The sequence below is a fragment of the Tissierella creatinophila DSM 6911 genome (genome assembly GCF_001940565.1).
GTDB classification, from domain to species: domain Bacteria; phylum Bacillota; class Clostridia; order Tissierellales; family Tissierellaceae; genus Tissierella_A; species Tissierella_A creatinophila.
Genome location: NZ_LTDM01000059.1, coordinates 62,000 through 87,562 on the forward strand (window position 1 = coordinate 62,000; position 25,563 = coordinate 87,562).

20 protein-coding genes and 1 riboswitch are annotated in these 25,563 nt (G+C 29.0%); of the genes, 16 read left to right on the plus strand and 4 right to left on the minus strand.

Translation table 11 applies throughout. The features are described from left to right. Window positions 1–38: 38 nt before the first annotated feature. Window positions 39–2,258 carry an SF1B family DNA helicase RecD2 gene (gene recD2, locus TICRE_RS10980; protein WP_075728032.1) on the plus strand — a complete coding sequence of 740 codons (2,220 nt, stop codon included), beginning with the start codon at window positions 39–41 and terminating at the stop codon, window positions 2,256–2,258. 11 nt (window positions 2,259–2,269) lie between these two features. Further along, entirely contained in the window at window positions 2,270–2,932 is a 663-nt protein-coding gene (locus tag TICRE_RS10985) for a ComF family protein (RefSeq protein ID WP_075728034.1), read from the plus strand. On the opposite strand, the gene TICRE_RS10990 is transcribed toward TICRE_RS10985, so the two are convergent. The 4 genes from TICRE_RS10990 to TICRE_RS11005 form a co-directional block, all read right to left on the minus strand. Next, the gene (locus tag TICRE_RS10990) at window positions 2,929–3,840 is read right to left on the minus strand and encodes a YihY/virulence factor BrkB family protein (protein ID WP_084191943.1); all 912 of its coding nucleotides are present in this window, start codon (window positions 3,838–3,840) and stop codon (window positions 2,929–2,931) included. The two genes, TICRE_RS10985 and TICRE_RS10990, sit on opposite strands and share 4 nt — an antisense overlap. A gap of 18 nt (window positions 3,841–3,858) precedes the next feature. Then, the gene (locus TICRE_RS10995; RefSeq protein ID WP_075728036.1) at window positions 3,859–5,856 is read right to left on the minus strand and encodes an alpha/beta hydrolase family protein; all 1,998 of its coding nucleotides are present in this window, start codon (window positions 5,854–5,856) and stop codon (window positions 3,859–3,861) included. A 13-nt stretch (window positions 5,857–5,869) separates the two neighbouring features. Continuing rightward, window positions 5,870–7,576 (minus strand): hypothetical protein, encoded by a 1,707-nt coding sequence (locus TICRE_RS11000; protein WP_075728038.1) that lies wholly within the window; start codon window positions 7,574–7,576, stop codon window positions 5,870–5,872. Between the two features lie 102 nt (window positions 7,577–7,678). Beyond that, the gene (locus tag TICRE_RS11005) at window positions 7,679–8,923 is read right to left on the minus strand and encodes an HlyC/CorC family transporter (protein WP_075728040.1); all 1,245 of its coding nucleotides are present in this window, start codon (window positions 8,921–8,923) and stop codon (window positions 7,679–7,681) included. A 310-nt stretch (window positions 8,924–9,233) separates the two neighbouring features. Here TICRE_RS11005 and hpf point away from each other — a divergent pair, with 310 nt between their 5' ends. From hpf to TICRE_RS11075, 14 genes are all read left to right on the plus strand, one after another. After that, window positions 9,234–9,770, plus strand: a complete 537-nt coding sequence (gene hpf, locus TICRE_RS11010; RefSeq protein ID WP_075728042.1) for a ribosome hibernation-promoting factor, HPF/YfiA family — start codon at window positions 9,234–9,236, stop codon at window positions 9,768–9,770. A gap of 133 nt (window positions 9,771–9,903) precedes the next feature. Next, window positions 9,904–12,630 (plus strand): preprotein translocase subunit SecA, encoded by a 2,727-nt coding sequence (gene secA / locus TICRE_RS11015; RefSeq protein ID WP_075728044.1) that lies wholly within the window; start codon window positions 9,904–9,906, stop codon window positions 12,628–12,630. Between the two features lie 8 nt (window positions 12,631–12,638). Beyond that, window positions 12,639–13,746 (plus strand): peptide chain release factor 2 gene (gene prfB, locus TICRE_RS11020; protein WP_143583165.1). Its coding sequence is split into 2 segments (ribosomal slippage): window positions 12,639–12,713 and window positions 12,715–13,746, totalling 1,107 coding nucleotides; the frame shifts between segments, so codons are not numbered across the junction. Between the two features lie 99 nt (window positions 13,747–13,845). Beyond that, a complete protein-coding gene (locus TICRE_RS11025) occupies window positions 13,846–15,939 on the plus strand; it encodes a Tex family protein (RefSeq protein WP_075728048.1) in 2,094 nt (697 codons plus the stop codon). Window positions 15,940–15,944: 5 nt separating this feature from the next. Further along, window positions 15,945–16,676 carry a sensor histidine kinase gene (locus TICRE_RS11030; protein WP_075728050.1) on the plus strand — a complete coding sequence of 244 codons (732 nt, stop codon included), beginning with the start codon at window positions 15,945–15,947 and terminating at the stop codon, window positions 16,674–16,676. A 182-nt stretch (window positions 16,677–16,858) separates the two neighbouring features. After that, on the plus strand, window positions 16,859–18,151 hold the full coding sequence (locus TICRE_RS11035; RefSeq protein WP_075728052.1) for a putative bifunctional diguanylate cyclase/phosphodiesterase: 1,293 nt from the start codon (window positions 16,859–16,861) through the stop codon (window positions 18,149–18,151). 140 nt (window positions 18,152–18,291) lie between these two features. Continuing rightward, window positions 18,292–18,410, plus strand: a riboswitch (FMN riboswitch). A 95-nt stretch (window positions 18,411–18,505) separates the two neighbouring features. Next, window positions 18,506–19,105, plus strand: coding sequence for an ECF transporter S component (locus tag TICRE_RS11040; RefSeq protein ID WP_075728054.1), 600 nt, complete (start codon window positions 18,506–18,508; stop codon window positions 19,103–19,105). Window positions 19,106–19,196: 91 nt separating this feature from the next. Then, window positions 19,197–19,421, plus strand: a complete 225-nt coding sequence (locus tag TICRE_RS11045; protein ID WP_075728056.1) for a hypothetical protein — start codon at window positions 19,197–19,199, stop codon at window positions 19,419–19,421. Between the two features lie 297 nt (window positions 19,422–19,718). Beyond that, window positions 19,719–20,312, plus strand: a complete 594-nt coding sequence (locus TICRE_RS11050; protein WP_075728058.1) for a type IV toxin-antitoxin system AbiEi family antitoxin domain-containing protein — start codon at window positions 19,719–19,721, stop codon at window positions 20,310–20,312. Further along, the gene (locus TICRE_RS11055; RefSeq protein ID WP_075728060.1) at window positions 20,309–21,154 is read left to right on the plus strand and encodes a nucleotidyl transferase AbiEii/AbiGii toxin family protein; all 846 of its coding nucleotides are present in this window, start codon (window positions 20,309–20,311) and stop codon (window positions 21,152–21,154) included. Before TICRE_RS11050 ends, TICRE_RS11055 begins: the two co-directional genes overlap by 4 nt. Window positions 21,155–21,768: 614 nt before the next feature. Continuing rightward, the gene (locus TICRE_RS11060) at window positions 21,769–22,206 is read left to right on the plus strand and encodes a hypothetical protein (protein WP_075728062.1); all 438 of its coding nucleotides are present in this window, start codon (window positions 21,769–21,771) and stop codon (window positions 22,204–22,206) included. Window positions 22,207–22,252: 46 nt separating this feature from the next. Continuing rightward, window positions 22,253–24,202, plus strand: coding sequence for a site-specific DNA-methyltransferase (locus tag TICRE_RS11065; RefSeq protein WP_075728064.1), 1,950 nt, complete (start codon window positions 22,253–22,255; stop codon window positions 24,200–24,202). 12 nt (window positions 24,203–24,214) lie between these two features. After that, a complete protein-coding gene (locus TICRE_RS11070) occupies window positions 24,215–24,601 on the plus strand; it encodes a hypothetical protein (RefSeq protein WP_075728066.1) in 387 nt (128 codons plus the stop codon). A gap of 100 nt (window positions 24,602–24,701) precedes the next feature. Continuing rightward, window positions 24,702–25,523, plus strand: coding sequence for a hypothetical protein (locus TICRE_RS11075; protein ID WP_075728068.1), 822 nt, complete (start codon window positions 24,702–24,704; stop codon window positions 25,521–25,523). Window positions 25,524–25,563: the final 40 nt, after the last annotated feature.

A 25,563-nucleotide genomic window follows, 5' to 3' on the forward strand; every position in this document is an offset into this window, starting at 1 on the left:
ACCTATGTTATAATTTACTTATGATAGGAGGGGTTTTTTTGCTAACTATAGAAGGTATAGTAGAGGAGATAATATTTAGAAATGATGTAAATGGATATACTGTTGCAAAACTTAAATCCTCTGATGGGATGGTGACTATAGTAGGTAATGCTGCATTTATAAATTTAGATGAAATGGTGGAAGTAGAAGGTGAATGGATCTATCATGATACCTTTGGAGAGCAACTTAAGTTTGAAACTATTAAAACCACAGTACCATCTACTTTAAAAGGAATAGAAAACTATTTATCTTCAGGTCTTCTTCCATATGTAGGACCTAAGACTGCTAAAAACATAGTAGCTGAATTTGGAGAAGATTCACTAGATATAATTCAATATAATCCTGAAAAGTTAAAGCGCATACCTGGAATTGGACAAAAAAAGCTTGAAAAGATATCTGCTGCTTACGAAGAGCAAAGAGAGATAAAAGATATAATGGTATATCTTCAACAGTTTGATATTACAGTAAATAATGGTATAAAAATATATAAAAAGTATGGTAAAGATACTATAAAATTAATAAATGAAAATCCATATAGATTATCAGAAGACATATATGGAATAGGATTTAAAACTTCAGATGCTTTAGCCCGTAATATGGGAATAGATTTAAGTTCTACATATAGAATAGAGGCAGGGCTTAAGTTTGTAATGATGAGAAGTGCAGGAGATGGACACTGTTACCTTCCTAAGGAAGAACTTATAAATAAGACTAGCGTTCTTCTAGAGGTAGAAAACTCTCTTATAGAAGAGTCTATAAAAGATCTTATATTTAAGAAAAACTTTCATATAGTAAATGGTTTAGAAAGTAGCTTAGTCTACTATGCACCTTTTCATGTAGCAGAAAACAATGTCGCTAGAAAGATAGTAGAACTCTCAAAGCAAGAATTTAAAGAGTTGGAAGTAGATATAGAAAAAGAAATTACAAGCATACAAGATGAAGAAGAGATAGAATTTGGAGAAAAACAACTTTTAGCCATAAGAGAATCAATAGAAAATGGAGTGGTTATAATAACAGGAGGACCTGGAACGGGGAAGACTACCACAATAAATGCTATCATAAAGATATTTGAAGATTTAGAGATGAAAGTAGTCCTCACAGCACCTACAGGAAGAGCTGCCAAGAGGATGACAGAGACAACAGGAAGAGAGAGCAAGACAATCCATAGGCTTTTAGAGTTTTCTTATTTAGAAGAAGATATGGCATTTAATAGAGATGAAGACACTCCTATAGAAGGAGATGTCATCATAATAGATGAATCATCTATGATAGATATACTTCTTATGAACAGTCTTTTAAAAGCTATAAACGAAGGAACAAGAGTTATACTAGTAGGAGATATAGATCAGCTTCCAAGCGTTGGAGCTGGAAATGTACTTCGTGATATTATAAATTCTGAATCTATAAAAGTAGTTATGCTAGATAAGATATTTAGACAAGCAGAAGAAAGTATGATAGTGGTAAATGCCCATAAAATAAATAAGGGAGAATTTCCTGTATTAAATGGAAAGGATAAAGATTTTTATTTTTTATCTAAAAATAACCCTATAACGAGTTTAAAAACTATAATAGAGTTAAATAGTAAAAGACTTCCAAGTTTTTATAATTATGATCCTCTTAAAGATATCCAAGTCTTAACACCTATGAAAAAGGGTGATGTTGGTATAAATTCTCTAAATAAAGAACTTCAAGAGGCTCTAAATCCAGAATCTAGTTTAAAAGCTGAGAAAAAATTTGGAGATGAACTCTTTAGAGTTGGAGATAAGGTAATGCAAATAAAAAATAATTATAATTTGGAGTGGAAAAAAATAAAAGGAGGATTGACTTTAGAAAAGGGAGAAGGAGTTTTTAATGGAGACTTTGGATATATAGAATCTATAGACAATGAAGACAATATATTAAAAGTAATATTTGATGAAGAAAAGATAGTAGAATATAGCTTTAATTCTTTAGATGAACTAAAGCTTGCATATGCAATAACTGTTCACAAATCTCAAGGAAGTGAATTTCCAGTAGTTATAATGCCAGTACACTGGGGGCCACCTATGCTTTTAACTAGAAATTTAATATACACAGGAATAACTCGTGCAAGAGAACTTGTGGTATTAGTTGGTGAAGAAAAGTTCCTTCATATGATGATACAAAACAATAGAATAACTAAGAGATATTCGAGTTTAGATAAAAAGATAAGAGAATATATAGATGTATTTTATAGCTAAGGAGAAAAGATATGGAATATATAAAAAGTGTGTTTGATTTAATCTTCCCTACAAAAAATCTATGTTATTTTTGTAATGAAGATGAATTGAAAATAGAAAACTATATATGTAGATCTTGTAGAAACAATATAGAAATAGTAAATAAAGAAGTCTTTTTAGACTCATCATTTATAAGTGAGTGCTATTATACAACTATATATGATAGATTTATGAAAGATATAATTAGAAGATATAAATTTAATGATAAATCCTTTTTATATAAGCCATTAGGGGAAATACTACTTAAAACTATATATGAAAAAAATCTAGATAAAAAGGTAGATCTTATAGCCTTTGTGCCATCTCATAGAAGAAAAGAAGCTATAAGAGGATATAATCAATCAGAACTCTTAGCCATGTTTGTCTCTAAAGAGCTCCATATTCCTCTTTTAAAAACACTTATAAAAAGCAATCATACTTTGGATCAACATTTTTTAGATAAAGAAGATAGAAAACACAATTTAAAAGATGTTTTCAAAGTGAAAAGAAAAGAAGATGTGGAGGAAAAGAGCATACTTTTAATAGATGATATAATTACAAGTGGTTCAACTATGGAAGAATGTGCTATGGAATTAATAAAAAATGAGGCAAAGGCTATCTTTGCATTAGCCCTTACCTCAAGTAGAAAGATTTAAAACTTGTGAATAATACCTACTAACAAACTTTTATCTATATGAAGTTTATATCCGTAGGTTTTAAAAAAATCCAAAGTAGCATTTATTTCTCCGCCAAGTACTATTATTATACTACTTATATAAAGCCAAATAAAAAGAAGAATAACTCCAACCAAGCTGCCATAGGTTATGGCAAATCTTCCAAAGTTATTTACATAGTATGAGAAAAATACGGAGGTAAGCATCCAACCAAGTGTCGCAAATATAGCGCCCGGAAGAGTACTTGTAAACTCTATTTTATGGAGCTTATTTCTACATGGACTATATTTATAAAGAAGTGCAAATATAAATATCATATAGCAAAGAGGAATTACAATCCTCATATAAGACCAAAGTGTCTTAAAAAAGAAACTAAGACCTAAAAATGTAAATAGCTTATTAGCTAGTACTTCTCCAAATATAAGGGTCATAAACACCAGTACAATAAGAAGTAAAAGAGCTATAGTAAAGACAATAGACATAAGTCTAAGTTTTAAATATGACCTGTTTTCTCCAGAATTATAGGCTTTATTTATTGCCTTTATTACAGCTTTCATCCCTGATGAAGCAGACCATATTCCAAGAACAGCAGCGATAGATAAAAGTTCTTGACTGCTAGAGACTGCAATTTCTTTTACAAATCCGTGAAAAAGTTTTTGAGTTTCAAGAGGAAGATAAAATATTATATCATATAAAATACTCTGCTTTATAAAAGGGGTATAGCTCACAATATTTAAAAGCATTATAATAAATGGAAATATAGAAAGTATCAAAAAAAATGTAAGTTGAGTGCCCGTTGCAAATACCTCATCATCCTTTATTCTAAAGAGGAGTTGATCTAAAAAAATAATAAATCTTATTTTTGTAAGTTTTTGCAAGAAATAATTCATAAGAGCACCCTCCTTAATTTATTTTAAATATTTTTCAAACCAATTTTTTATCTCTACTAATCTTCTAATCCTATGTTTAGGTTTACCAGATCTGCTTAATTCATGGTTTTCTCCTCTAAACATACAAAGTCTTGACTCTACACCATGATATTTTAAAGATGTAAACATTTGAATTCCTTCTGGAAGCCAACATCTATAGTCCTCCTCTGAGTGAATAAAAAGAGTAGGTGTAGTTACTTTATCAGCATATTTCATAGGGGAAGAGTTCCATAATTGGTTAAAATCATTCCAAGGTGTAGCTGCTATCTGGTCATCTACAAAATAATAACCAATATCAGTTGTTCCAAACTTAGATATCCAATTTGAAATACTTCTTTCAGATATAGCAGCCTTAAATCTGCCAGTATGACCTATTATCCAATTGGTCATAAATCCACCATAAGAGCCACCCATAACCCCTAGTCTATCTTTATCTATAAAGTGATATTTTTCTAAAACTAGGTCTGTAAATTCCATAATATCTTCATAATCAATAGTTCCATATTTTCCCCTTATATCAGCAAACTTATTTCCTCTACCATCACTACCTCTAGGATTGCAGAAAAACACTACAAAACCTTCATTTGCTAAATACTGCATCTCATGAAAGAAAACTTCTCCAAAGGCTGTTTTAGGGCCACCGTGAATATTTAAAATAGCTGGATAATCTTTTCCAAGTTTAAAATTGGTAGGTTTCAGAACCCAACCCTCTATAAGAGTTGCATCTTCTGTTCTAAATGTAAGTTTTTCAGGAATGGAAAGAGTTTTATCAATCATAACCCATTGATTGAAATTTGTTAATTGTATTTCTCTTTTATCTTTTAAAAGATATATCTCTTGAAGTCTTAAACTCCTAAGACCTATAAATTCTATATTTCTATTTTTAACATCAAATCCATCAATAGAACCCTTCTTATTTGTCAGCTTTTCCATCTTACCATTTATATCTATCCTATTTATAAAAGAGGAATCTCCTTCAGTTGTTACAAAATATAAAAAACTTTCATCTACTAAGGTTGTAGAATCACTGCCGTATCTAGAATCACTTCCTATAGAATTAGTAGTACTAAAGTCAAATCTATCAGATGATATCTTTTTAACTCTAAATCCATCTAAATCACAACTATAAAAGTGAGGATTTTGATTTAATCCAAAATCCTTCATATCAGAGCCTATAAATATAATTTTATCTTCTAAAAAATTAGCATATGAATAGTCAAAACCTTCAAAAGGTGAAATTTTAAGTAAAAAATCTTTTTCTATATTATATATTTGGAGATCTGTAAAAGTATATTTCTTATCTATAAAAGAGTTTGTTATCATAAGTATATTTTCTTTATCTTTATCTAATTCAAAAGAGTATACATCAGTAAAATCATCTGTGATAGGTAAATAAATTTCTTCTGCTATATTATATAGATATAGTTTTGTTCTCTTTTTATTAGTAAAACCCTCCCCATTTGACCAAAATGGTATTTCATCTAATATTTCATAATCTTTTTCTTCTTTTAAGCTATCTAAAAGTTCATCTTTTCCTTCTGCATCAAGATTTGGAAATTCTGAAAAAGCAGGATCAAAACTAGCTAAAAAAATAAAATTTTCATCATCAATAATTTTTATAGAGGATATATTTAAAGGAATTTCAAATAGTTCTTTTGGGTTTTCATCTTCTATTTTCATTTCACAAATACGAGTAAATGGTTCCCCTTTTTCACGTCGTTTTTTATCTTCTTGAAAGTCTTCACAAAAAATAAAAGTCTCATAATCTTTCCAAACAAGATTGCTTTGATGCTTAGAGTTTTTTAGTTTTTTTATAGTGTTATCATTATTATCTAATAGATTGATCTGTGATTTATAGCTATTATCTTCTAAATCTACTTCATTACATATAAAAGCTGTATGAGAAGCAGTTGGTGAAAATTTAAGGCTTGATAAATATTTATATTTAGTAAAATCTTCTAAAAATAGTTTTTCCATGATATCCTCCTACTTAATTTATAAAATCCTTTAAGTTTATTAAATTTGTTTTACTCCCTAAGTCTTTATCTTGAAGAACATAATTAGTAAGTTTTTTGCCAAGAGTTGTAATCTTTATAAAATTTTCTTCATATATACTATAGTCCATTAAACCTAGCAATTTAAAATATCTTCCATAAGAGAAAAAATGATTTTTACCTTCTAAAGAAAAGTACTTATGAGAATATTTCTTTGATGGATTCATTAAGGCCAATTTATTTAAAAAGTCATTTTTTTCTTTCTTTGAAAAATCTTTTTTAAAGTTTAAAACATTTAATACAAAACCTTTAGTAGAAAGATATTCAAATAAGAGGATATATTTTTCACTATCTTCTAATAATAAATAATCCATTGCCTTTTTATTAAAGTAGAGTTTATTATTATCTATAGTTAAAATTTCTAATTCTAGAGCTAAATGGTAAAAAAAGTTAATATTTATAAAATCTCTTTGATTTGGGGCTTTTGAAATAATTTTTGTTCTGCTTTCTAGATGATTATTTATTTGTAAAAGATCATCTCTTTTAATATATGATTTTTTAAGTGTTAAGTCTAGAGTCTTTCCCTCTATATAGATAAGAAATATATCAAAATCTCTAAGCAATTTTAAAGAATCCGAATTTAACATATCCGATATATAGTAAGAGAGATTTATATCTATATTAAAACTTTTCTCATAAGAATTTATCTTTTTTATATATTTAAATGGAGTTTCACTTATCTTTAATATCTTTTCATATTGTGATTTAAAAGAGTTGTCCTTTTTACTTAAAAATTCAAAATATAGTTTTAAAGTTTTAATGTAAGAGATTAGTTCTCTTTTTACCCCTATAAAACCATCTTCTATCGACCATATAAAAAATCTTTTTAAATTTATATGTGGTAAATCTTCTATGGCTTTATCGTTATCTATAAAATAAGATTCAACTATATTTGATAGATTATTTATATGTTCTAATACTTCATTTTCATTTATCTTTAAATTCAAATAGTTTTCAAATTCATCAAATTCATCGTATTCACTTATCCTATAAAATTCTAAATCACCCTCTTTTTCTATTAAGTTAAAGATAGTTTCATCATATATTTTATATAGATTAAGTCCAAATCTTTTTAAGTAATCTTTCATAGTAAGACCTCTATAATCTCTTCTTGTAAGATTGAAATCTCGGAGAACATCTTTTATAAAATCATGTTTACTAGAAAGGGGTAAATAATTTATATCCCCTATAAAATTATAATTATCTAAACTTTTTCCTATTCTTGAAAATACATATTCTCCCTCTTTAATTATATTTGGAAGTTCTGGCTCAAGGAGTGAAAAATCTTTTTGGGTTAAAACATCTTTTACTCTTACATAATCTTTATCATATTTTATTATTTCAAATAAAGACACATAAGAATCTTTTCTTTCCTCTAAAATTTTCTTTTCTTTTTTACTTAAAGAATTAGACTTTTCTTCTAAAAATTTTTCTGTAAAAGTTTTACCATCTTTATGGATATAATCTAAACTAAGCCATATATTAAAGGCTATATTGTTTTCGGTATCATAAAAGTAAGAATACTCTCCATCAAGTTCTTCCATCACTTTATTTAAATTTACATTGTTATATATATATTTAAAGAGCTTTTTTGTAACATCAAGTTCTATCTTTTTTAATCCTTCATAATTTGCCGTGTTCATATTCTCCCCCTAAAAATTAAATCATTTAATCATTATTATACACTATTATTCTTATAAGTTCTAATAACAAAAAAAACCTTTATAATACAGAAAAGATGAGAATTAGGTAAGTATTCTCATCTTTTCTATTCTATTTTTTTCTATTTTTTCTATTATAAACTTAATATTGTCATATTCTACCATTTCTTCTTCTTCAGGAAATCTTCCAAGCAATCCTATTACAAAACCGCCTATAGAATCAAAATCTTCAGATTCTATAGTTGTACCTATTAAATCATTTAAGAGATCTATCTTCATACTTCCATCCACTATATACTCATCTTCTTTTATGACAACTATTTCTTCATTTCCCTCATCATATTCATCGGTTATCTCTCCTACAATTTCTTCTACTAAATCTTCTGTAGTTATCATACCAGCTGTTCCACCATACTCATCCAATATTATAGCTGTAGGATAGTTATTATCTCTCATCTCTTGAAAAAGTTCTTGAGTTGATTTAAATTCATAGGTAAAAAATGCTGGTCTTAAATAGTCTCTTATATTAAAGTTTTCTCTATCTTCTATAGAAAAGATAAGATCCTTTACATGAAGCACTCCTATGATATCGTCTATATCTTCTTCATATATTGGCAGTCTTGAAAATGTTTCTTCTTTAAATAGTTCTACCAAATCTTTATATGAAGAATCTACACTTAAAGCTACCATATTTGTTCGAGGTGTCATAACATCTTTAGCCTGTGAATCACCAAATTCAAAAACATTGTAGATCATCTTTGTTTCCCCTACTTCAAGAACACCCTCTTCATGGCTTACATTTACTATAGTCTTTAATTCATCTTCAGTTATAAGAGGTTGAGTTTTAGAAATGCTTCCCCCCATAAGTTTTATAAATATATTTGTAATAGATGTAATTACATATATAAGGGGTGACAAAATTATTGTTATAAAATATATGGGTTTTGATACTCTAATTGCTGTCTTTTCTGAATTTTGAGCAGCTAAAGACTTTGGGGTAACTTCCCCAAATATAAGTACTACTAGTGTCATAACTACTGTTGCTACACCTATTCCTTTACTACCCCATATATCAATAGCCATAGAAGTCGCAAGAGATGAGGCGGCAATATTGACTATATTGTTCCCGATTAAAATTGCACCTAGTAATCTGTTTGGTTTATCTACAAGCGTGCTTACAATATTGGCATTTTTAACTCCCTCATCAACCATTTGTCTAAGTCTTATCTTGCTTAAAGAAACTAAAGCAGTTTCTGAAGCGGAGAAAAAACTTGATAGGAGTATTAATATAAAAAGAATTATAAGTTCCAGTGTTAAATTTGAAGGCACTAAATCACTTCCCTATTTTAATATATTTGTTTATATTATACCCAAATATCTCCTTTTAGGAAACAAAAATAGAGTAAATAAACTTATTTCTTTTAAATCCACAAAGTTTAATAAGCTTATCCACATGAAAAAAAGGACAAACACATTAATCCACAAAGTTATTAACATTATCCACAAGTTATTAGATTAATTATTAACAAGCTATAAACAATATTATAAAAATACATGTGATATATTTTTATGATATTGGGTAATATATTATTAAATATATAAGTTTTAAGTTTTACTTATATAGAAAGGGGCTGAATACATGAATATACAATTCGTAGGAAAAAATGTAGAAGTGACAGATGCACTAAGAGAGGTAACTGAAAAAAAATTAAATAAGTTAGAAAAATATTTTGAAGGAGTCCTTGTAGGAAATGTAACTTTTAGCACTCAAAAGAATAATAAAACTATAGAAGTTACAATTGATATTCCAGGAACTATTATAAGAGCTGAAGAAACAAGTGATGATATGTATGCTAGTATTGATAGAGCTATTGATGTATTGGAAAGACAAATAAGAAAATATAAAACAAAGCTTCAAAAGAAATATAAGGAAGGACAAACTATAAGATTTGAAAATGTTATGCCGCTTCAAGAAGAAGATGACGATGATGATAAACCAACTATTGTAAAAACAAAGAGATTTACTATAAAACCTATGAACTATGAAGAAGCAGTACTTCAAATGGAATTACTTCGTCACAACTTTTTCGTATTTAGAAATGGTGACACAGATGATATAAGCGTAATATATAAGAGAAAAGATGGAAATTATGGACTTATAGAACCACAAAATTAAATTTAAAATTACATAAAAAAGTTGTAGCCCTAAGGTTACAACTTTTTTATGTATAATAATTCCATAAAAGTTGAAACTCTTTAGTATAAGTGGTAAAATAAATGATGCGCTTATATTGAAAGGTGGTAAAAATATGGGATTTTTACAAAAACTCTTTGGAGATTATAGTACAAAAGAGCTTAAAAAGATAGAACCAATGGTATTAGAGATACTTAATTTGGAAAGCAAAATGGAAAAACTTACAGATAGTCAATTAAAGGAAAAGACAAAAGAGTTTAGAAATAGATTAGAAAATGGAGAAACTATAGATGATTTAATGGTTGAATCATTTGCAGTTGTAAGAGAAGCTTCATGGCGAGTACTTGGCATGAAGCATTTTAAGGTGCAAATTCAAGGTGGGATTATACTTCATCAAGGAAGAATTGCAGAGATGAAAACTGGTGAAGGTAAAACTCTAGTAGCAACACTTGCAGCTTATTTAAATGGTCTTGCTGGAAAAGGAGTTCATATAGTTACAGTAAACGACTATCTTGCAAATAGAGATAGACAGTGGATGGGTAAACTCTATGAGTTTTTAGGTTTAACTGTGGGATGTATTATCCATGGGATTACAAATGAAGAGAGAAAAGCAGCTTATAGGGCAGATATTACTTATGGTACAAACAATGAATTTGGATTTGACTATCTAAGAGATAATATGGTTATCTATAAAGAAGAAATGACCCAAAGACCACTATCATTTGCAATAGTAGATGAGGTAGATAGTATACTTATAGATGAAGCTAGAACTCCTCTTATAATTTCTGGAGCGGGAGATAAGTCAACCGAACTATATAATTTAGCCGATAGTTTTGCTAGAACTTTAAGTAGTAGGGTGATAACTCAAGATGAAAAGAAGAATGACTTTTTTGATAGAGAAATAAAAGAAGAAACCGTAGACTTCTTAATAGATGAAAAGTCTAAAGCATGTAGTCTTACCGAAAATGGGACTGCAAAGGCAGAAAAATATTTTGGAATAGAAAACTTATCAGATGTTAGCAATATGGAAATAGCCCACCATATAAATCAAGCTTTAAAGGCTAGAAGTATAATGAAAAAAGATATAGATTATGTGGTAAATGATGGAGAAGTTTTAATAGTAGACGAGTTTACAGGTAGACTTATGCAAGGGAGAAGATATAGCAATGGACTTCACCAGGCAATAGAGGCTAAAGAGGGTTTAAATGTTCGTTCAGAGTCAAAGACTCTTGCAACTATTACATTTCAAAACTACTTTAGAATGTACAAAAAACTATCAGGAATGACTGGTACTGCTAAGACAGAAGAAGATGAATTTAGAGAAATATACAATATAGATGTTGTAGAAATTCCTACAAATAAAGATATTCAAAGAGAAGACTTTCCCGATAGTGTATATAAAAATGAAGCGGGTAAGTTTCGAGCAGTTGTAGAAGAAATAAAAGAAAAGCATTCTAAAGGGCAACCTATTTTAGTTGGTACTATAACAATAGAAAAATCGGAACTAATTAGTAAAATGCTTAAAAATGAAAAGATAAAACATGAAGTTTTAAATGCTAAATACCATGAAAGAGAAGCTGAAATAATAGCAGATGCAGGTACTTATGGTTCTGTAACTATAGCTACGAATATGGCTGGTAGGGGAACTGATATAGTTCTTGGAGGAAACCCTGAAAACAAGGCCAAACTTGATCTTAAGAAAAAAGGATATGAAGAGGAAGTTATAAACCTTGTAGATGGATTTTTTGAAACTGATGATGAAAGAGTACTTGAAGCTAGAGAAATATATGAGAGTTTATATAAAAAACATAAAGAAGAGGCAGATATAGAGGCTAGAAAGGTAATGGAAGTTGGTGGACTTCATATAATAGGAACTGAAAGACATGAATCTAGAAGAATTGACAATCAGCTTAGAGGCCGTTCTGGTAGACAGGGAGATGCAGGTAGTTCAAGATTCTTTATTTCTCTTGAAGATGATCTTATGAGACTCTTTGGTGGAGATAGACTTACAAAGCTAGTAGAAACTATGAATATGCCAGATGATGAGCCATTAGAACATGGCCTATTAACTAGAACTATAGAAGGAGCACAAAAGAAAGTTGAAGGCAATAACTTTGCTATAAGAAAACACGTACTTCAATATGATGATGTAATGAATAAGCAAAGAGAAATAATCTATGGCGAAAGAAGAAAGGTTCTAGAAGGTGAGAGTATTAAAGATGATATAGCTAATATGGCTAAAAATCTTATAGAAACCAATATAGAACTATATACAAATGGATCTCAGTACCCTGAAGAATGGGATTTAGAAGGCTTAGAAAACTATCTTATAAAACTATTTGACCTTGAAAAAGGATTCTTAAATAAGAATAATATACAATCCCTTACAAAAAAAGAACTAGTAGAAGATATACTAGAGAAAGCAAAAGCAAAATATTCTCAAAAAGAAGAAGCATTTGGAGAAGAAAAGTTTAGAGAAATAGAAAGAATAATACTTCTTCAAGTAGTAGATAGCAAATGGATGGATCATATAGATGCAATGGATCAGTTAAGACAAGGCATAGGGCTTCGTGCATATGGTCAAGAAGATCCTGTGCGTTCATATCAAATGGAAGGCTTTGATATGTTTGAAGAGATGACTGCTTCCATATGGGAAGAGACAGTAGGGCTTTTATATCATGTTGAAAACCCAGAAAAAATAGAAAGAAAAAGAGTAGCAAAACCTACCTCATCTAATAGAGAGGAAGTAAATAAAACTATAGTAAAGAATAAAAAAATAGGAAGAAATGACCCTTGTCCTTGTGGTAGTGGTAAAAAATACAAAAAATGTTGTGGGAAGTAGGGAAAAAAATGCAAGATATCTATGGAGAAAGATCAAAATTAAATACAATAAAAGATATGATAAAAGAACTAGCGGTGTCTCTTTGACCTAGAATCTCTTAGAGAAAAAATAAAGATAAATGAGGAACTTTCTTTTGAAGTAGATTTTTGGAGTGATGTAGAAAAAGCTCAAGAGATTATGAAAGAGACAAAACAAATGAGTGGTGAAATAAAAACTTACGATGATCTTTTAGCTAAAATAGAAGATTTAGAAGTTTTGATAGAGCTAGTTTTAGAGGAAGAAGACTATAAAAATGATAGTGAAATCTCAAAAGAAATGGAAGAGATAGTAAAAGAGTCAGAAGATTTCAAATTAAAAGCTCTTTTAAGAGGTGAGTTTGATAAAAACAATGCTATTCTTTCTATCCATTCTGGAGCTGGAGGATTAGAAGCTCAAGACTGGGCCGAGATGCTTCTTAGGATGTATAGGAGATGGGCAGATAATAAGGAGTATAATGTAGAAACACTAGATCTTATATCAGATACTGAAGGTGGTATAAAAGCTGTAACACTTCTTATAAAGGGTCACAATGCATATGGGTATCTAAAATGTGAAAAGGGCGTTCATAGGCTAGTTCGTATATCGCCATTTGATAGTGCTGGTAAAAGACATACTTCTTTTGCAAGTGTAGATATATTTCCAGAACTTACTGGAGAAACTGATATAGAGATAAGTGAAAAAGATATAAAAGTAGATACATTTAGAGCATCAGGTGCTGGTGGACAACATGTAAACACTACTGACTCTGCCATAAGAATAACTCACTTGCCAACTGGTATAGTAGTTCAATGTCAATCAGAAAGAAGTCAACATACCAATAGAGAAACGGCTATGAATATGTTAAAATCAAAGCTTATATCTCTTAAGGAAGAAGAAAACAAAGAAAAGATTGAAGATCTACAAGGAAACTATTCTCAAATAGGTTGGGGTTCTCAAATTAGGTCCTATGTTTTTCATCCATATAGTATGGTAAAAGATCATAGAACAAATGCTGAGATAGGTGATGTAGATAAAGTAATGGATGGATCTATCGATTATTTTATAAATGAATGTTTAAAAGACAAAGTCACTACTTAAAGTGGCTTTGTCTTTTCTTGTTAAATTTTTGAATTAAAAATGATTTCGTACTTTAATGTAGTATAATATACGTAAAAGTACATAAAAGGAGAGGTTTATTTGGATATATTAGAAATACTTGTAAAAGAGTTTAAAATAAAACAGAAATTTGTAGAAAACGTTATCGCTTTGTTGGATGAAGGAAATACTGTTCCATTTATTGCAAGATATAGAAAAGAACAGACAGGTGAAATGAAAGATGAAACTATTCGTGATTTAGCCGATAGACTAAATTATCTAAGGAATTTAGAATCTAGAAAAGAAGAAGTTAAAAGACTTATAGGAGAACAAGAAAAGCTTACAAAAGAATTGGAACTTGAAATAGAAAAAGCCCAAACTCTTCAAAGACTAGATGATCTCTATAGGCCATTTAGACAAAAGAGAAGAACTAGGGGGTCTATGGCAAAGGAAAAAGGATTAGAGAGTTTAGCTCATATAATACTTGAGCAGAAAATAGAAGAAGAAAATCTCCAAAACGTTCTAAATACATATATAAATGAAGAAAAAGGTATATCCTCTGCACAAGAGGCAATAGCAGGGGCTGAAGATATAATAGCAGAGATGGTTTCAGATGATCCAGATTATAGAAAAGACACTAAAAAGATCATAGAGCAAAGTGGAATTATAAATTCTAAAGGGGTAGATGAAGAGACTTCTGTCTATAGCATGTACTATGACTATAAAGAACCAATAAAGTCTATTGCAAATCATAGAATCCTTGCTTTAAACAGGGGAGAAAAAGATAAGAAATTAAAGGTAAATATAAATGTAGATGAAAATAGGATATTAGAATTAATAAATATTAAAATTTTAAAAAGAGATTCTACTACGAAAGAGATTATTAAAAGGGCAGTAGAAGATGGATGGAAGAGACTACTTTTTCCATCACTTGAGAGAGAAATTAGAAATGATCTTAAAGAAAGAGCAGAAGAAGATGCTATAAAGGTATTTTCTGAAAATCTAAAACCATTACTCATGCAGCCACCTATAAAGGATAAAAATATATTAGCTCTTGACCCAGGTTTTAGGACAGGGTGTAAGGTAGCAGTAATTGATGGAACAGGTAAATTTTTAGATAATGCAGTAGTTTATCCAACACATTCTGAAAAAATCATAGAAAAAGCTAAAGAAACTCTAAAATCATTTATAGAAAAGTACGATATAGATATAGTGGCAATTGGAAATGGAACAGCTTCTAGAGAAACGGAAAGCTTAGTTGCAGAAATTTTACAGGAATTAAACAAAGAGGTATCCTATATAATAGTAAGTGAGGCGGGAGCATCTATATATTCAGCTTCTAAAATTGGTATAAAAGAATTTCCAGACCTAGATGTAACTATAAGAGGGGCTATCTCTATAGGCAGAAGACTTCAAGACCCATTAGCTGAGCTTGTAAAAATAGAACCAAAACATATCGGGGTAGGACAATATCAGCATGATTTAAATCAAAAAAAGCTAGATGAAAGTTTAAAAGGAGTAGTAGAAGAATGTGTAAATAAAGTAGGAGTAGATTTAAATACTGCTAGTCCTTCACTCCTTAGCTACGTAGCTGGTCTCTCTAATAAAGTAGCCGAAACATTAGTATCAACCAGAGAAGAAAAAGGAAAGTTTAAATCAAGAAAAGAACTTCTAAAAGTAAAAGGGCTTGGTCCTAAAACATTTCAACAATGTGCAGGATTTTTAAGAATTGAGAATCCTAAAAATCCCTTAGATAATACTGGAGTTCATCCAGAAAGTTATGATATAGCCTTAAAGCTTTTAGAAATTGAATATAAAGATAAAGATATAGAAGCTCTTTCTAAAGACCTAAATGTTGGAAAACCTACATTGATAGATATAATAGAAGAATTAGAAAAACCAGGTAGAGATCCAAGAGATGAGATGATAAAGCCTCTTTTAAGACAAGATGTTTTAAACTTAGATGACTTAAAGATAGATATGATTTTAAAAGGAACTGTAAGAAATGTAGTTGACTTTGGTGCTTTTGTAGATATAGGTGTTAAGGAAGATGGTCTAGTTCATATATCACAACTTTCAAATAAGTTTATAAAACATCCAAAAGATATAGTAACAGTTGGTGATATTGTAGAGGTAAAGATAATAGATATAGATAAAGGGAAAGGAAGAATATCTCTAACTATGAAAGAGGTCTAAGGAGTGTGAAAGTAGTGGGGAATCGGCAAATAAAAGATACCAGGGATATGATGCCAGAAGAATACTTAAAGATTCTAGTAAATTTATCTGAAGGTATATTTCATGATTTCAAAAATACTTTAGCTATTATATCAGGATTATCTCAACTCTCAGCATCAAAGGTTGATTCTAAAGAAGTAAAGGATAATTTAAAGATCATAAATGAATCCACATTTGAATGTAGGGATGCTATTGACAGATTTTATGGATTTATAAATGGTTATAGTGTAAAAGATAAAAAGGCAAATTCGCTAAGGCATATTTTATTTACTATATTAGATATGGTAAAATATGAACTAAACTCAGTTAATACTAAGGGACATTATATAGAAACAAATCTTACTGTAAGTACAGTTGGACAAATATATGGAAATGAATATGAATTAAAACAAGGAATTTTAAATATCGTATTAAATGCTATACAATCCATGGAGAATACTGGAGGAACTCTAGATATAAGGTTATATGAAAAAGAAGATCATATTATTTTAGAAATTGAAGATACGGGTACTGGGATCGCAGAAGAAAATATTGGAAAAATATTTGAACCAAAGTTTACTACTAAGGGTGATAAGGGAACAGGGCTTGGACTTATAATATCTAAAAATATAATGGAGGAAAATGATGGCGAGATTTCGTTTAAAAGCGAACTAGGTAAGGGAACTAAATTTACTATAAAGTTTCCTATTGTTGAATAATTTTAAATAAGCTGATAGAGGTAAAAGTATTATTCACAGTAAACTTTCAGGGGTCGTGTCACCAATGTTTGACTTCTCTATAATGGAAAATTTGTAATTTATATTTTTTGATTAAAGTTTAACTAAAAATGTACGATAATGATAGATAATAGAATAAATTATAGAAAAGGGTGACAAAAATTATGAATATCAATACTAGGGACTGTGCAAAAATTGATTTTTTAACAAAATTATATAGCAGATCATATTCTTTAGAATGTATAAAGATGCTTATTGAAGATAATAAAGAGTTTTCTATTTTTTATATTGATTTAAATAAATTTAAGACAGTAAATGATGTATATGGACATGACATAGGAGATATAGTGCTTAGAGAAGTAGGGAAGAGATTTAAATCCCTAGAAAAGGAGGACTTCTTATTTGCCCGCTTCGGTGGAGATGAATTTATTGGAGTGTATCAAAGTGTAGATGAGGATAAAATAAATCAGCTAGGGCAAAGTATAGATAAAGTATTGAAAAACCATATAGTAGTAAGCGAAAGTGAATTTACTATATCAGCAAGTATAGGAGTTGCTAGATATCCTTTAGATTGTGATAATGTAGATGACTTATTAAAGCTTTCAGATATGGCTATGTATAACGCTAAAAAGTATGGCTCTAATAAATACTTAATTCGTGATGAACTAAGTAAGAAATTAGCATTTAGAAGAAAGATAGAAAAGCTTTTTAAAACAATCGATTTTGAAAAAGATTTATTTTTAGAATACCAACCTATTTTTAACTTGGAAACAGGAAATCTAACTTCTATAGAAGCTTTAGTTAGATGGAATCACAAAACAGAAGGTATAATTTATCCCAATGATTTTATCTATATTGCAGAAGAAATAGATAAAATAAAAGATATAACTAAATGGGTTTTTATAAATAGTTTAAAGCAGATAGGAGAATGGAATAAAAAATATGGTACAAACTATAAAATATCCCTAAATGTAGCAGATGCTTGTATACACAATAAGATATTTTTTAATAATGTTAAATATATGTTAGAAAAATTTAAAGTGAAAGCAGAATGGGTAACTATAGAGTTGACAGAGCTTAGTCTATCCGTATCACCTGAATATATGAAGAAACTTTTATGCTCTATAAATGAAATTGGAATTGATATACACATTGATAATTTTGGGACATACCCTATAATTATTTCTGATTTAAAAGAATTTAAGATAAATGGAGTTAAGATAGCTAAGAAATTTATAGATAAATTAGATAATGAAGATGGCGTTTCTATAGTAAATGCTATGATACTACTATCTAAAGGACTAGGAATAGAAACAATAGCCAAGGGAGTAGAAAAGAATGAAGAATATAAAGTTTTGAAGGATTTATCTTGTGATAAAATTCAAGGCTTCTATCTAGAAAAACCTATGTCAAAAGAAGCTTTGGAAGAGAAATATATGATAAATGCAATCAAATAAACAAATAATTAAATGCTGATAAAATATAAGATGAAAAGAAATAAAGGATAATTTACAACTAATTTAATAGTTATTGAATAATTTAAAATAATCACTCTTGACAGGGCAAAGAAAAAAATATATAATTAAATTAAATAAATATATATCTTCAGGGCGAGGCGTAAATCCTCACCGGCGGTAAAGCCCGCGAGCCTATTTATAGGTTGACTTGGTTAAATTCCAAGGCCGACAGTTATAGTCTGGATAAGAGAAGATGTATTAGACGCGTGTTTAACATGTCTAATTTAGCCCCGAAGTATCATCTTCGGGGCTTTTTTTCAATCCCGAAGAAAAACTAAATTGGAGGGATTTATTATGTATACTTTAACAAGAGACACTTTTAACACAAAGAATATGGTCAAGATTTCAGTACTTGGTGTAATATCTATGGTACTAATGTTTTTTGATCTATCAGTATGGTTTGCACCACCTTTTTTAAAATTAGATATATCTGATTTACCTTCTTTAATTGGCGCATTTGCCATGGGACCTATGGCAGGAGTTATAACTCAACTTTTAAAAAATATACTTCATCTTTTAGTGCAGGGTTCAAGTACAGGAGGAGTAGGAGAAATTTCAAACTTTTTCGTAGGAAGCGTACTTGCCTATACTGCAGGAGTTATATACTATAAACAAAAGACTTTTAAAAGGGCTGTAGTAGGTTTAGCTATAGGAGTTATATTGATGAGTATATTTGCAAGTCTTAGCAATTACTTTGTGATATTTCCTCTATATTCAAAGATACTACCATTAGATCAAATAATAGCTATGGCAAGTAAATTAAATAAATATGTAGTAGACTATAAAACTTTAATACTTTTTGCAATAGTTCCATTTAATCTTTTAAAAGGAACAGTAGTTTCAATAATTACACTTCTTATATATAAGAGAGTATCACCAGTTCTTCATAGATAAAAATAGAAGATTTTAGTAAAGATAATTCTAAACAAGATAGCAAAAAATAAAATACGGAAAGAACAATATATCGTAGAAAGATGGAAAATATATGAAAAAAATGATTTTAGGTATATCTATGTTTGTAACTGGCTTTATTGGGTTTGCAATTCTTTGTGGTGCAACTATGGCAAGTAACTATACTCTTAACGGCTCAACTTACTATATGGAAATGTGGCGATTATTTGGCATTACGCCTATTGTCATAGGGTTTCTAATATTAGGGGTTGTTGGTATTATCATTACGATTATTGGGTTATTTCAAAAGTCAGAATAAAAAAGTGGTGTCTATCAGAGGATAGACACCACTTTTTATCTGTTTATCGGGTCTTAATTTGTAGGCCAAAGTATCCGTTGCGTGGGGCTCTTTGAGCATAGCAATAATCGTATTCATATTTATAAAAGATTCTATTACTGCTGACTAAAACTTATATTGTTATAATTAAATTTAATTTTAAATTTGACATTTCTTCATGTAATTATTTTGCTAGTGGAAAAATCAACCTATTCCTCTTGACAATGATGCTATTAATAATTATAATAATAGCACAGATGTCAAAAATGAGGTGAGATGATGACAGGAGTAAATAGGTTAAAGAAAATTATAAAAAAGCATGGTGGAATCATAACTACAAGTTTAGTTGAAGAAAATAATATTCACCGTGAATATTTAAACATTCTAGTTAAAGAAGGTGAATTAGAGCGAGTTAGCCATGGTATTTATATAACTCCTGATATCTGGGAAGACCGACTTTTAATCAATCAATTGAAAAGAACTAGAATGATTTACTCCCATGGAACAGCACTATATCTCCATGATTTAACAGATAGAGATCCTTTACAATATGTTGTTACAGTACCCCAAGGTTATAATCCCTCTAGGCTTAAAGAGGAAGGTTTAATTGTTCATACCATAAAAAAAGAATGGTTTGAACTAGGCGTATGTACTAAAAAAACTGCCTTTGGAAATGAAGTAAAGACTTATAATATGGAGAGAACTATTTGCGATATTTTACGAGATAGAAATAATCAAGATTCTGCTATCGTAAATGATTCTCTTAAAAGATATTTTTGTAGGAAAGAAAAGGATTTAAATAAATTGATGAAATACGCTAAAGAATTGAGAATTGAATCTATTCTTCGTACTTACTTGGAGGTGTTACTGTGAAAACATCAACACAATTAAAAGCTTTAATTAGAAATTTATCTAGAGATAAAAGAATTAATGCTGAAATTCTTCTAAGAAACTTTATGCTTGAAAGGTTACTAGAAAGAATATCGTTATCTGAATATAGGGATCAGTTCATATTAAAAGGTGGTATGCTTATTGCTGCAATTGTTGGTATTGATGCTAGATCAACTATGGATATGGATGCTACTATAAGAGGTTTTGAATTAACGGAAGATAAACTTAAAGATATTTTTAATGAAATTCTATCTATACCTATTGATGATGGTGTACTTATGAAATTATCTAAAGTTGAAAGTATTAGAGATGAAGCTGAATATCCGGGAATTAGAATATCAATTGAATCTATTTTAGATAAAACTAGGCAAACTATGAAAGTAGATATTACAACAGGTGATAAAATAACTCCAAGGGCTATTGAATATAAATTTCAATTATTATTAGAAGATAGAACCATATCTGTTCTTGCTTATAATCTAGAGACTATATTTGCTGAAAAACTTGAAACTATTCTATCAAGAGGAACTACAACTACAAGAATGCGTGATTATTATGATATTTATATATTAATGGAATTACATGAATTTAATCTCAATGATGAGTTGTTGAAGGAAGCATTTATAAAAACTTCTATAAATAGAGGCACATTTGAAAATATCAAAAATCATAGTTCCGAGTATATTCAGATGATAGAGTCATCAGAAATCCTATTGAACTTATGGGAAAGATATAGGGCTAATAATGAATACGCATCAGATATAATATGGAAGGATGCACTTAATAGTATGGAAAGAGCGTTCAGCAAAATCAATTTGTCTTGACAATCATGCAATAATTAAATATAAATATAGCATCAAAGTCAAATATGTCAAAATTATTTCACATGGCTTAGTAGAGGGAAGCAATTCTATGTTTATAATTATCATAACATTTAGAATTTGAACTAATTTTTGACTTAGAATAATAGCTAATATATGATTAAAATGAATCAAATAGGCAACAACGTGTGACTATTAAGCGTAGAAGTGGGATGTTGTTCCAAGTCACAGTGTTCTATGGACCTTCCGAGGGGTTATATGTAGTAGACTATAAAACTTTAATCTTTTAAAAGGAACAGTAGTTTCAATAATTACACTTCTTATATAAGAGAGTATCTCCAGTACTTCATAGATAAAAATAGAAGATTTTAGTAAAGATAATTCTGAACAAAATTGCAAAAAATAAAACAGGGATGGTTCTTTTTACACTTATTCTAAGGTTTTTATAGATTAAAGCTAGATTTATGATATAATTAAATATTGATTACTTTAGTGATGAATGATTTCAAAAGTTGCAAACTTTAATTTTATTAAAATTTCAAATAGATATGATGGATAAATATGGATACTAATAATATTAGTACTATTGAAATAAAAACTGAAAAGAGGTACAAAACATGAAAATTAATTTTACAAAAAAACAGTTTAGAATATTATTAGACTTATTGTTTGCAGGAGAATACGTTATAAATGGTCACAGGGTACCTGATGAAATCATAAAAGAATATGAAGATATCAAACAATATGTTTATTCCTTTGCAAAACAGTTTGGATATGAGGATTTAATTGAATTTGATAAAGAATTTAATATGTTTTTTGAAACCCGTAAACATGATGAGAGTAAAATTAATGAATTAATATCAGAATATGATAATGAGGTTTTCTGGGATGAATTATCATCAAATTTGGCAAAAAGAGATATTTCTAAAGAATATATTGGAGAAAAAAAGGATATAAATCACGAAGAGCTAATGAGAAAGATATGGAGTAGAGAAGAAGAATATAATGAAGAATTTTATGAAAATGGACTTGATAATGTAACAGTAGACTTATAAATTAAGATAATTAGAATAGTTTATTTAAATATAGGGGAGTTAAAAAGTGGAAAAACTTATCATGAAATCAAAAGATTTAATAAAAGAAAATATAAAAAGCATAGGAAAACTTTTTCCCAATGTTATCACAGAAACGAAAGATGTAAGTGGAAACATAAAATATGCTATAGATTTTGAATTATTAAAACAAGAATTAAGTGATGAAATAATAGAGGGAAATAAAGAAAGATATACCATAAATTGGCCTGGTAAGAAAGAAGCTATATTGCAAAGTAATACTCCTATAGATAAAACTTTAAGACCAGTAAAAGAAGAAAGTTCAAACTGGGAAAATACGAAAAATATATATATTGAAGGAGATAATCTAGAAGTATTAAAGCTACTACAAGAATCTTATCTAAACAAAGTAAAGTGTATATACATAGACCCTCCCTACAATACAGGAAAAGATTTTGTTTATAGAGATAATTTTACTCAAGATAAAGATGAATATGGAGAAGAATCAGGACAAGTGGATGAAGAAGGTAATAAATTATTTCAAAATACAGAATACCACGGGAGATATCATAGTAATTGGTTAACTATGATGTATTCAAGACTAAAATTATCTAAAAATTTACTTAGTGAAGATGGAATAATATTTATATCTATAGATGATAATGAGGTACATAATTTGAGGAAGATATGTGATGAGCTATTTGGAGAAAGAAATTTTGTTGGAGGAATTACTTGGCAAACAGCAACTGATAACAATCCTTCCCAGATATCCATAGAACATGAGTATATAGTTTGTTATGCTAAAAACATGATTTATCAAGAACCTTGGTTAATTAAATCTGAAAAAGCAAAGTACATCACTAAGAAATATGATGAATTAAGAGAAGAACATGGCAATAATTTAGGAATAGTACAGAAAGAATTAAAAAGATGGATTAAAGATACAATTAGATTAAATAAAATAGACTTAGCAGGTATTTCTCATTATTCATATGTAGATAATAAAGGGGTTTACTATCCAGGAAATTCTGCAAATACAAGACCTGGAGGGTATGATTTTAATATTATACACCCCATTACTGGAAAGATATGTAAAAAACCTTCAAATGGATATAGATGGCCCAAAAATACATTCGACATCGCTGATAGTATGGGAGATATAGAGTGGGGCGAAGATGAAACGACAATTCCTAAAATAAAAAAAAGAATCGAAACGGCCACTGAGTTACTTAAAAGCTATTATTATGAAGATAATAGAAAATCGAGTAGCTATTTTAATAATCTTATGGGAGGTAAAATTTTTGATAATCCTAAATCTTTAGAATTAATGAAAAGATTATTAAAATTTACATCACTTAAAGATTCCGTAATCCTAGACTTCTTTTCAGGTTCTGGCACTACAGCCCATGCAGTAATGCAACTTAATGCTGAAGATGGCGGAAATAGAAGATATATTATGGTACAACTCCCAGAGAAAACAGATGAGAAATCAGAAGCATTTAAAGCAGGATATAAAAATATAGCTGAAATAGGTAAAGAGAGAATTCGTAGAGCGGCTAAAAAGATTAAAGAAGAGACAAATGCACATATAGATTATGGGTTTAGAGTATATAAAGTAGATTCCAGCAATATGAAGGATGTTTATTATTTACCGGATGAATTAGAACAAAAGTTTTTAGATGACTTAGAATCTAATATAAAAGAAGATAGAACCGGATTAGACTTACTAACTCAAGTGATATTGGAATCAGGTCTAGAACTATCTCTTTCTACTTATACTAAAATCATAAAAGAAAAAGAAGTATACTTTGTAGATGAGAATTCTCTTATAGCTTGTTTTGAAGAAAAAATTGATGAAGAATTAATCAAAGAGATAGCTAAAAGACGTCCATCAACTGCTATATTTAGAGATAATAGCTTTAAAAATAGTGCTAATAGAATAAATCTAGAAGAAATATTTAAAAGTTTGTCACCTAATACAAAAATTAAGGTATTATAGGGGTGAGTACATATGAAGATTAAATTTAAAGAACAACAATTTCAGATAGATGCGGTAAATTCTGTAATAGAATGTTTTAAGGGTCAAATAAATGATATGTCTAATTTTACTATTGATATGGGTAAAAGAAAGAATAATTTAAGTGGTCAAAAAGAATTTATAGAAGAAAAGGGATTTAAAAATAATGACATAAGATTAACAGAAGAAATAATATTAAAAAACATTAAAAAAATTCAACTAAAAAATAGTATTCCTTTATCAGATAAGCTAGAAGGAAAATATAATTTAACAATTGAAATGGAAACAGGGGAACGTGTCATAATAGTGACAGGGTGCATAAATGCTTTAGTATCAAGGGTTTCAGGAACTTTTATTAAAAATAATTCATGCATTGCTTAGAGTAATTAGGTATAATTGTTGTAAGCAGTGCATGAGAAGGAAGGATTTAGTGGAGTGGTTATATTGGATACTAAAAAATTAGAAAAGGAGAGGCTTTTCAATGGATGATGCAAATATTGATAGAATAAAAATTGATGATGAAGTTTATTTGAACATTTACAATGACAAAATTTCAATTAATATAAAAGGAACTAGCAAATTAGCATTTGTAAATTATACAGATGAATTGTTGGCAATAATAAAGAATGCTAGGTTTCGTGTCCCAAAAACTGAAAAGGCGATTAAAGAGTACGAATATCCATATTCAAATGAGTATAAAAAAACACTTCATCAAATTGTGATTGATTACTATTTTGGAGAAGATTTTAGAAGGAAACTTTATGAATTCGATTATATAATAGAGCACTTAGATAATGATGGATTTAATTGTGAGATTTCAAATTTATACTTTTTAAAGAAAATAAAAAATACTTATAAAGGATGGCATTTTGATAAAGAAGTAGTGAAATCTATACCAATTATGGCTTTGAAAATGTATCATATTATAGAAAATGAAACATTTCAAATAACTATTGTTTTTAATCAATCTTTTGTTAATAAAACTTCAGGAAAAGTATTAGATACTATAAAATTACTATATGAATATAATTATGATATTGTATTACAAGATGCAGAACAAATTTTAGAAACTGTTGTTAATTCAAACTATATAAACCTTAGTGAGTGGAAAAAACTATATAGGTATAATGATATTGAAATTAACTATGCTCCAGAAATTCAACTTACAGAAGAAGAAAAACAACAAGGTTACGGAACAATAATCTATAGAGAAGGGAAAGCCCATATTTTACTGGGGCAGGATGAAAACTCTGTAGGGTTAATGAATTCAGTTCCATATAAATCGAACTGGGAATTAAAATAAAAAAATCATAGAATAAAAATCTTAGCGGTTCAGACGTAAA